The sequence below is a fragment of the Eudoraea sp. genome (assembly GCF_049665975.1).
GTDB lineage: Bacteria > Bacteroidota > Bacteroidia > Flavobacteriales > Flavobacteriaceae > Eudoraea.
This window is the reverse complement of record NZ_JBATGR010000498.1, coordinates 1-10,634: the sequence shown is the minus strand read 5'-3', so window position 1 is coordinate 10,634 and position 10,634 is coordinate 1. Positions and strand designations below refer to the sequence as shown.

Sequence of the window (10,634 nt, the reverse complement as noted above, 5' to 3'; positions counted from 1 at the left end):
TTATTTTGTCGGCTTCTGTAGGCTTGAAATGACCATTAAATACCCCTTCCTGGGGGTGCCAAACTCCTGCATCCTCAGTTATTGGAATTACCTCATGAATTTCATCTACATTTAAATCTCCACCTGTGCCATAGTAACTCTTTAGCAATGGTGAAACCGCCGAATACCACCTTTCCAGTACACCTTTTTTTCTTGGATCATGTGGGTTGAAATTAATACCCGACTTCGCTCCTCCAATTGGCGGACCGGATACTGTAAACTTAACTTCCATTGTCTTTGCCAGGGAGAGTACTTCGTTCTTATCCAAGCCCTCGCGCATTCTGGTTCCGCCTCCGGCTGCTCCACCTCTTAAAGAATTTATAACAGTCCATCCTTCAGCCTCGGTTTCCGGATCTTTCCAGTTAAAGACTATCTCCGGCGGTTTGTTTTCGTATATTTTTAATAGCTTTTTCATTTGTTTATCAATTAATTATGTGACAAGATTTAAAAATGTGTACTAAAATTGGTGCTTTAACTAAATGTAAGCCAAATGAAGCTAGTGTTGTCTCATAATTTATTTGATATTTCATGTAATAGGTGCACCACAGACAAATATAAAAATATTGTGCTACTTTAAAAGCTTTTTAGATCATACTTGGTCGTAAAAGTTAACTCAAATGCTAAGGCTTTCACTTTTTTAAATAAGCCAATGTAGTCAACCATATTCTCCATCAGTCTTGTATCTTTGCATTGTCTTTATCAAACTTATAGCAATGAATTTTACACTAACCGAAGAACAAGAAATGATTAAGCAGGCGGCCAAAGATTTTGCCCATGCCGAATTATTACCCCGTGTAATTGAACGTGATGAAAAACAGCAATTCCCATCCGAACAAGTGAAAAAAATGGGAGAACTTGGTTTTATGGGGATGATGGTAGATCCGGAATATGGTGGTAGTGGTCTAGATACATTATCCTATGTTTTAACCATGGAGGAACTTTCAAAAATAGATGCATCTTCTTCTGTTGTAGTATCCGTAAATAATTCATTGGTATGCTATGGTTTAGAATCTTTTGGCTCTGAGGAGCAAAAAGAAAAATACCTGAAAAAGTTAGCATCAGGCGAAATTATAGGTGCTTTCTGCCTGTCAGAACCGGAGGCGGGTAGTGATGCCACTTCTCAAAAAACCACAGCGATTGACAAAGGCGACCATTATGTTTTGAACGGGACAAAAAATTGGATCACTAATGGAAATTCCGCATCAGTTTACCTGGTTATTGCTCAAACCCATATTAAAAAAGGATACAAAGGAATAAATGCCCTCATAGTTGAAAAAGGTATGCCCGGATTTGAAATAGGGCCTAAAGAAAATAAATTAGGGATACGAGGGAGTGATACGCATTCGTTGATATTCAACGATGTAAAAATCCCCAAGGAAAATAGAATTGGCGAAGATGGTTTTGGTTTTAAATTTGCCATGAAAACCCTTGCGGGTGGTAGAATTGGTATTGCAGCACAGGCTTTAGGAATAGCCGCCGGCGCTTATGAACTTGCCAAAAATTATTCAAAAGAACGCAGAGCATTTGGAACAGAAATAGCTAACCACCAGGCTATTGCCTTTAAACTTGCAGACATGCATACCCAAATTGAAGCCGCCAGATATCTTGTTTACAAAGCTGCCTGGGACAAAGATCAGGGTAATAATTACGACATTTCGGGGGCAATGGCCAAGCTTTATGCCTCACAAGTTGCCATGGAAACTACTGTGGAGGCTGTGCAAATATTTGGTGGCAATGGTTTCGTTAAAGAATACCACGTTGAACGAATGATGAGAGATGCTAAAATCACCCAAATATATGAGGGCACATCTGAGATACAAAAAATAGTAATCTCCAGAAATATACTTAAAAACTAGACTCTTAAATTTGGCATATAATCATATGCCCCAATATTTTTAGGGGTACCCTTTTAATTTTAAAAAACTATACTCATATTTTATTCCTAAAGACAGGGTTAGGCATAGAATTGATGCTCAACTGAGGCGAATCACCCCTTAACTCAGTAATCTCAAGATATACTTACCTCCACTTTTATTATAATCTCAATTTATAAGGCATAAAAATTCCAAATTGAATATTTTTTAACGTTTTATTGTAAACGTTGAATATTTTGCACACTATCTTATTAAAAGATGTATATATTTCATTAATAATGATATTTTTGAATAAATACTGCAATAAAGATGATGAAAAGACAAGGCTTGTATCTACCTGAATTTGAACATGATAACTGTGGTGCTGGATTTATTTGCAGCCTAAAAGGAAAAAAGTCGAATGATATCATTCACAAGGCCCTCGAAATTCTGGATAAATTGGAACACAGGGGAGCTGTAAGTGCCGATGGTAAGACAGGAGATGGTGCGGGTATCCTGATTGATATTCCACATCAGTTCTTTCTTGATGAATGTGATTTCACAATTCCTAAAGCAGGTGATTATGCTGTGGGTAATGTTTTCTTTCCAAAAAAAGAAAATCAAAGAGGCTATTGCATCTCCGTCTTCGAAGAAAACATAAAAAAGCAGGGATTACAATTATTAGGATGGCGTAATGTTCCTGTTAACAAGGCTATTCCCGGAAGAATCGCGGGTGAAACAGAGCCTTTTGTTATGCAAATCTTTGTTGGTAAAGAAAATAAGGAACAAAAGGATTTTGATTTTAACCTGAAACTGTATATCGCTCGTAAGGTAACAGAGCATACCCTTATAAATTCAAAATTATCGGAAAGTAAGTTTTTCTATGTTCCCAGCCTTTCAACAAAAATAATTATCTTCAAAGGGCTATTAATGCCTAATGATATAAAGCTCTACTTTAAAGATTTAATGGATACGAGGGTGGTTACAAGGTTAGCCCTGGTTCATCAACGTTTTTCCACCAATACATTCCCTACCTGGGATCTGGCCCAACCCTTCAGGTACATGTGTCATAATGGGGAGATTAACACCCTAAGAGGCAATGTTATGCGAATGCGCTCCAGGGAAGGCTTATTAAAAAGCAAGCTATTTGGAGAAGAAATAAAAAATATTCTCCCCATAATCTTACCTGGGAAATCTGACTCAGCCACTATGGATATGGTAGTAGAATTGTTACTAATGACAGGGCGGTCTCTTCCTGAAGTAATGATGATGCTGGTTCCCGAAGCCTGGGAAAAGAACGAAGAAATGTCTGAAGCGAAGCGAGCTTTTTATGAATACAATTCCTGTGTGATGGAACCCTGGGATGGTCCTGCATCTATTCCCTTCACAGATGGTAGTTACATTGGTGCTGTTTTAGACAGAAATGGACTTAGACCTTCAAGGTACTCGGTTACAAAAGACGGTTATGTAATTATGTCTTCCGAAACAGGTGTGGTAGAGTTAGCGCCGGAGAATATTGAATATCACGGCCGACTTGAACCGGGAAAAATGTTTCTGGTTGATATGGAAGCCGGAAGAATAGTAAACGATGAAGAGATTAAAGAAAAAATAGCAAAGAAGTATTCTTATAAAAAATGGCTGGACAGCAATTTGGTTCACCTGAAAAACATTCCATATAATGACTGCCCACTTTTTCTAAATGAAGCTTCTCTGGAGAAAAGGAAAGCAGTATTTGGCTATACTCTGGAGGACATTAATACAATTATTCTTCCAATGGGGCAACATGCAAAAGAACCCATAGGCTCAATGGGATCAGATACACCTATCGCAGTATTATCTGAGAGGCCTCAGCTTTTGTATAATTATTTTAAACAGCTTTTCGCACAGGTGACTAATCCTCCATTAGATGGTATTCGCGAAGAATTAATAACAGATATTTCGCTTACATTGGGAAGTGATTATAATATTTTTGACATTACTGAATTGAGTTGTCGAAAGCTGAAAATCCAAAATCCTGTTATTTCCAAAGAAGATCTTGATAAGATTAAAAACTACGATGCCAGCCCTGACTATAAAGTCGTTTCCATTCCTATTCTCTACACTATTTCCAGAGGACATAATGGTTTGGAGGAAGCTCTTGAAAACAATTTAAGAGAAGCGGAGAAAGCCATAGATAAGGGGGCAAACATTATTATTTTATCTGATAGAGACTCCAACAAAGATAATGCACCTATTCCTGCATTACTTGCCTGTTCTTTCGTAAATAGCGGACTTCAGCGATTGGGCAAACGTTCCAAATTAAGCATCATTATAGAATCTGCGGAACCAAGGGAAGTCCATCATTTTGCACTGTTGTTCGGGTTTGGAGCAAGTGCAATTAATCCCTATCTCGTAAATGAGATAATTGCAGAACAAATTGAAGAACATGATATTACGGAATATTCTTTTGATGAGGCCATTAAAAACTACAATAAGGCCATTGGAAAGGGTATATTAAAAGTTATGAATAAAATTGGGATATCTACTCTAAATTCATACCGGGGTTCCCAACTCTTTGAATGTATTGGGATTAACACCAAGGTTGTAGACAAATATTTTCCAAATACACCAACGCGTATTCAGGGTATTGGATTGTATGAAATAGAAAAAGAGGTATCCAAAAGACATAAAAGGGCCTATCAGGATCAGCATATTGCTGCCAACTTAGATCTTGAAATTGGAGGTGAATACCGTTGGAGGCGCGATGGGGAAAAGCATATGTTCAATCCTTTATCTATTGCCAAACTTCAGAAGTCTGTTCGGAATAACGAGCCGGACACCTATAAAGAATTTGCCAAAATGGTAAATGAACAATCCAAAAATCTAATGACCATTCGCGGTTTATTCGAATTTTCAAATTATGACCCAATTCCTATTGAAGAGGTAGAACCCTGGACTGAAATAGTTAAAAGATTTAAGACGGGTGCCATGTCTTATGGTTCTATTAGTAAAGAGGCGCATGAAAATCTGGCTATTGCCATGAACAGGATTGGCGGTAAAAGCAATTCAGGGGAAGGCGGAGAAGATGCTGATAGATTCTATAAAAACCAGACTGGAGATTGGCGCAACAGTGCAATTAAACAAGTGGCTTCGGGAAGGTTTGGGGTTACTTCGGATTATCTTACAAATGCACAGGAGATACAGATTAAAATGGCTCAGGGTGCAAAACCGGGAGAAGGAGGTCAACTTCCTGGTCCAAAGGTAAACCCGGCAATCGCTAAAACACGAAATTCGACCCCCTATGTAGGACTAATTTCACCACCACCGCATCATGATATATATTCCATTGAGGATTTATCGCAATTAATTTATGACCTTAAATCTGCAAATCGAAAGGCCAGGATTAATGTGAAACTTGTCTCCGAAGTTGGTGTGGGTACAGTTGCTGCCGGGGTGTCAAAAGCCAAGGCCGATGTAATTCTAATATCAGGATTCGACGGTGGAACCGGCGCATCACCATTGACATCACTAAAACATGCAGGCCTTCCATGGGAGTTAGGAATTGCTGAAGCTCAGCAGACTTTGGTGCTGAATGACCTGAGAAACAGAATAGTTCTCGAATGTGATGGACAATTAAAAACCGGAAGAGATGTGGCAATTGCGTGTCTTTTAGGAGCAGAGGAATTTGGGTTTGCAACCGCACCTCTGGTTGCTTCCGGATGTATTATGATGCGAGTTTGCCATTTGAATACCTGCCCGGTGGGAATTGCAACCCAAAATCCTGAATTGAGAAAGAAATTCAAAGGCAAGCCGGAACATGTAGTCAACTATATGTATTTTGTAGCAGAGGAATTAAGAGAAATAATGGCTCAATTAGGTTTTCGAACCGTTAAGGAAATGGTAGGCCAGGTGCAAAAACTAGATAGAAATGCGGCAATTGATCATTATAAGTCTGCAGGAATAGACCTGACACCTATACTTCATCAGATAGATGTTCCAAAGAATACGAAACTTTACAATACCCAAAAGCAACAACATCATATTGATGATTCTATAGAGTTCGAGATTATAGAGAAAGCACATCCCGCCTTGTTTAGAAAGGAAAAAATATCTTTAGATTTTCCGATTCACAATACAGACAGAGCAGTAGGTGCAATTATAAGTAATGAAATATCCAAAATATATGGTGCTGAGGGACTCCCGGAAAATACTTTAAAACTCAATTTTACAGGTTCTGCAGGGCAAAGTTTTGGGGCTTTTGCTACCAAAGGCCTTACTATGGTGGTCAATGGAAACACAAATGACTATTTAGGGAAAGGACTATCAGGCGCGAAGTTGATCATAAAAGTTCCGGATAAATCAACTTTACAACCGGAAAATAATATCATAACCGGAAATGTAACGCTTTATGGCGCCACTTCAGGTGAAGCTTATATAAACGGTAAAGCCGGTGAACGTTTTTGCGTAAGGAATTCCGGGGCACATGCAGTCGTAGAAGGTATTGGAGATCATGGATGCGAATATATGACAGGTGGCGTAGCCGTAATACTCGGGGAAGTTGGGAGAAATTTTGGTGCAGGAATGAGCGGAGGTATCGCCTATATTTTTGATGAGAAAAAGACATTTGAGAAAAGGTGTAATAAGGAGGCATTAAACCTGTTGGCAGTTGAAGAAGACAATGATATAAAGGAACTTAGGGAATTAATTGAAAATCATTACAACGCAACTTTAAGTCCGCTTGCTCAGAGAATACTTGAGAATTGGGAAGATTGCCTTCCTAAGTTTATTAAAATATTCCCTGAAGAATACAAGCAGGCTCTGATAAGACTGGAAAGAGAAAAATTAGAAACAATATAATCGATAGATGGGAAAGATAACAGGGTTTTTGGAATTCGATAGGAAAGTAGAGAAATATGCTTCGGTAGAGGAACGCATTCAGAATTATAAAGAGTTTACGCTTCCTATGAAGGAAAAAGAACTCAAAAATCAGGGTGCCAGATGTATGGATTGTGGCATTCCGTTTTGCCATAGCGGTTGTCCCCTGGGGAATTTAATTCCGGATTTTAATGATGCTGTATATAGAGGTAAATGGGAAAAGGCCGCTGAAATTTTACATGCGACCAATAATTTTCCTGAGTTTACCGGAAGATTGTGCCCGGCTCCCTGTGAAGAAGCTTGTGTACTTGGAATCAATGAAGATCCGGTGTCTATTGAAAATATTGAAAAGAATATTGTTGAAACCGCATTTCAAAAAGGATGGGTTGTAGCTAATCCGCCAGAATTTAGAACGGATAAAAAAGTAGCCGTTGTAGGTTCGGGACCTGCTGGTTTGGCGGCAGCTCAGCAGCTCAATAGAGCGGGTCATTCTGTTACCGTATTTGAACGTGATGAAAAACCTGGTGGGCTGTTAAGGTATGGGATCCCTGATTTTAAAATGGAGAAGCATGTTATAGACAGAAGGCTCGAAGTTTTAAAAGAAGAAGGTATTGAATTTCAATGCGGTGTTCATATTGGAATTGATATTAAGGCCGAAGAACTACACAAAGATTATGACGCTGTTGTATTGTGTGGTGGAGCCACTGTTCGAAGAAATTTACCTATTAAAGGCGCAGATTTAAAAGGAGTTGTACAGGCGATGGATTTTTTAGGGCAAAATAACCGAAGAGTAGATGGATTAAAGTACCCCGGCGAAGAAATTAAAGCTACAGATAAAAATGTTATTGTTATTGGTGGAGGCGACACAGGTTCTGATTGCATAGGAACCTCATTCAGACAGGGAGCGGCTTCCGTATCCAATTTTGAAATATTGGGCAAAGCTACTACAGAAAGACCCGAAGACCAGCCATGGCCCTTCTGGCCCATGAGATTGCGCACGAGCTCATCGCATAAGGAAGGAGCAGAACGATTTTTTAGTATTTCTACCAAAGAGTTTACCGGGGATAAAAATGGAAATTTAAAAGGTTTGATTACTGTAAATGTGGAGTGGGAGAAAGTACCCGGGCAGCGTCCTTTATTAAAAGAAATTAAAGGGACTGAAAAGGAATGGCCATGTGAATTGGCACTACTGGCTATGGGCTTTACCGGTTCTGAAATGACTATTGCCGAGCAACTAGGACTGGAGGCTGATCCGAGAACTAATATAAAAGCATCAATAAAAGATTATAAGACCAATATTCCGGGAGTTTTTGTTGCCGGAGACCAGCGCAGGGGGCAATCTTTAATTGTTTGGGCTATCTCTGAAGGACGACAAGCTGCCTATCATGTAGATACCTATTTAATGGGAAGTTCTTACTTACCTATTAAAGGAGAAGGTGATTTACCTAGAATTTAATAATAATTGAAGTTTTACTAAATTATACTTTAATTCTTATGGCGAGGAATAAAAATTTATTAGCTGTGATTTCCAACACGGTCATAGTAAAGTGAAGCAGATCCCAATAGGGCAATATTGGAAGTTTTGGAGTATAAAACCTTAAACTTCTCAAGCACTTTTTTATAGGCAAAATCATTGATAGACCTTGCTAAACTGGTCTCAAAAAATTCTGCTGAATTAACTACCGAACCCCCAACAATAATTAGCTGTGGATCTACGGCATATAATATAGTTTTAATGGCATTTCCCAAATGTTCCCCAAATTGTTCAAAGGCTTCAAGAGCCTTACTGTCTCCTTTCCTGGCAAGAATCATTAATTTCTCTCCATTTGAATTATAAAAATTTTTGAAAAATTTGCCGCTGCAATAATCCTCGATGATACCATCCTTGTAAGGAATCATACCAAATTCCCCCGACCCGCAATTAGCATCACCCATCAGATGTCCGTTTGTTATAATCCCAGATCCCATTCCGGTACCCAGGGTAATGCCAACCAAATGATTGTAACCCTTTCCTAAACCAAATTTAAACTCTCCATAGGCAAAACAATTGGCGTCATTATCTATAAAGACAGGTATTCCAAACTCTTTTATTAAAATATCTGCCAAAGGAACCTCCGTCCAGGAAGGAATATTTTGGACCTCATGAATAATACCTTTTTTACTATCCACTATACTTGGGACCCCTATACCTATTCCTTCGACTTTGTGTTCACCAAGTTGTTCTTTTATTAAGTCAATAATAACATTGATAACATCCCATTCACTATTTGTATCCTGAGGTATTTTTAGTGATTTATTACTGAGTATTATATTTTCTTCTACCAATCCTACGTTGACCTTGGTGCCACCCAGATCAACTCCAATTAGTTTTAACGGTTTAGATTTAGCCATTTCAATTCTTACTTTTTCTTAAGCTTATCGTTTTATTTTTTATGATAGGCTTCGCCCAGATACTAATGCTAAAAACGAATAACAGGGCAACAAAATTTAGCAACATCCCAACTCTCAATGACGTAAGATCACTTATAAAACCAATTAGCAATTGCATTACGGCTCCACCCATAATTCCGGTCATTAATATCCCTGCAAAAGAACCATGGTGTTTGCTAACAGAATTTAATGCCAGTGATAGAATAATTGGATACATGACCGATAAAAAAACACCACAGATTTGAAATGCATACAAGGAGTTATTGGCATTTCCAAACAAGGCAACTCCCAAACTAATAATTGCCAGGCTGCTAAACAACCTTAGAACTAACTTGCTATCCATAATTTTTAGCAAAACCAATCCTATGATTCCCCCTATGGTCATAAATCCCCAAAAATTTCCAACAGCAACTGCTCCTGTAGTTTCATAATCAAAACCATGGTATATCTGCAGGAACTTAGACATCCAGTAGGAAATACCCTGTTCAACGCCTACATAAGCGAATATTCCCAGAAAATATAGTATGACTATTTTGCTTTTAAATAATCCTATATAAGTTTCTCTTGATCCTACTTTCTCTTCATCTATTAAATCTACTTTAGGAAAGGCAATTGAAACTATAATAAATATCATGATTAAACTTGCTAAAGCGAATAGCCAATACATGGAAACCCAGGACATATCAATAGGAACAATTTTGGACAACACGTCTATAAACCAATTATTTGATTTATCTGTATCTGCTAAACTTGTAACCAACCATGAATACACCTGTGGACTTACAAATGAGGCCGCCCCAAAGATCAACTGGGCCAGTACAGAAGTAAAGGCATAATGTTCTTCTCCGCCTGCCACTCTCAATAAGGGGTTAATTACTACCTGCAAAATGGCCATTGCTGTTCCTATAGTGAAGAGCGTTACCAAAAACACACCGAATGTTGGAATGCAAGCAAAGAGAACTGAACCAGATAACGCCAGAAAAAAGGCAAAGATCATCAATCGTTTTTCACCATATTTTTCCAGCATAAAGCCCGAAGGAATAGACATTACACCGTAAGCAATAAAGAAAGTAAAAGGCAAAAAACCGGCCATTGTCTCGCTTAAGCCAAAACTTAATGACACACTGGGGTTTAGAGCGCCTAATATGTTGGTTAAAAATGAAATGACAAAAAATGTCACTAGAATAAGAGCTACTATCCGGTAGTTTTTTTTCATAATAAAAAGTTGGTTAGCTACAAAAGCACATCGTTGAAATTAGGAAAAATTGTTCAATAGCCCATGTAATAATTAGGTATCAGGAAGTTAATCCCCTAAAATGATCCTTAATTATTTAGGTAAAGTTTCCGGTAAAATAATTATAGGTCAAAAAAAAAGCACCTATCAAATGAATGATAAGTGCTTTTAAAGAAGGCGGCGGCCTATTCAATGACTGCCTGTGCATTCAAGCGCAGTACAGA

General features: G+C 38.3%; 6 protein-coding genes. 3 read left to right on the top strand and 3 right to left on the bottom strand.

Features of this window, described 5'->3' with window-relative positions:
- The coding region (locus tag WBN20_RS15915; RefSeq protein ID WP_424282393.1) for a Glu/Leu/Phe/Val dehydrogenase dimerization domain-containing protein at positions 1-454 on the bottom strand (454 nt) is incomplete at its 3' end.
- 298 nt (positions 455-752) lie between these two features.
- Here WBN20_RS15915 and WBN20_RS15910 point away from each other — a divergent pair.
- The 3 genes from WBN20_RS15910 (at position 753) to WBN20_RS15900 (ending at position 8,202) form a co-directional block, all read left to right on the top strand.
- Positions 753-1,895, top strand: coding sequence for an acyl-CoA dehydrogenase family protein (locus WBN20_RS15910; protein WP_424282392.1), 1,143 nt, complete (start codon positions 753-755; stop codon positions 1,893-1,895).
- 330 nt (positions 1,896-2,225) lie between these two features.
- Entirely contained in the window at positions 2,226-6,728 is a 4,503-nt protein-coding gene (gltB, locus tag WBN20_RS15905) for a glutamate synthase large subunit (protein WP_424282394.1), read from the top strand.
- A gap of 7 nt (positions 6,729-6,735) precedes the next feature.
- On the top strand, positions 6,736-8,202 hold the full coding sequence (locus WBN20_RS15900; protein WP_424282391.1) for a glutamate synthase subunit beta: 1,467 nt from the start codon (positions 6,736-6,738) through the stop codon (positions 8,200-8,202).
- A gap of 59 nt (positions 8,203-8,261) precedes the next feature.
- Here the strand turns inward: WBN20_RS15900 and WBN20_RS15895 are convergent, their stop codons facing one another.
- Both WBN20_RS15895 and WBN20_RS15890 read right to left on the bottom strand, forming a co-directional pair.
- On the bottom strand, positions 8,262-9,137 hold the full coding sequence (locus WBN20_RS15895) for an ROK family protein (protein ID WP_424282390.1): 876 nt from the start codon (positions 9,135-9,137) through the stop codon (positions 8,262-8,264).
- A gap of 1 nt (position 9,138) precedes the next feature.
- Positions 9,139-10,392 carry an MFS transporter gene (locus WBN20_RS15890; RefSeq protein ID WP_424282389.1) on the bottom strand — a complete coding sequence of 418 codons (1,254 nt, stop codon included), beginning with the start codon at positions 10,390-10,392 and terminating at the stop codon, positions 9,139-9,141.
- Positions 10,393-10,634 lie beyond the last annotated feature (242 nt).

Coding starts and splice junctions, on each gene's coding strand:
- WBN20_RS15890 (WP_424282389.1), bottom strand. CDS start 10,392: ATGAAAAAAAACTACCGGATAGTAGCTCTTATTCTAGTGACATTTTTT.
- WBN20_RS15895 (WP_424282390.1), bottom strand. CDS start 9,137: ATGGCTAAATCTAAACCGTTAAAACTAATTGGAGTTGATCTGGGTGGC.
- gltB (WP_424282394.1), top strand. CDS start 2,226: ATGAAAAGACAAGGCTTGTATCTACCTGAATTTGAACATGATAACTGT.
- WBN20_RS15910 (WP_424282392.1), top strand. CDS start 753: ATGAATTTTACACTAACCGAAGAACAAGAAATGATTAAGCAGGCGGCC.
- WBN20_RS15900 (WP_424282391.1), top strand. CDS start 6,736: ATGGGAAAGATAACAGGGTTTTTGGAATTCGATAGGAAAGTAGAGAAA.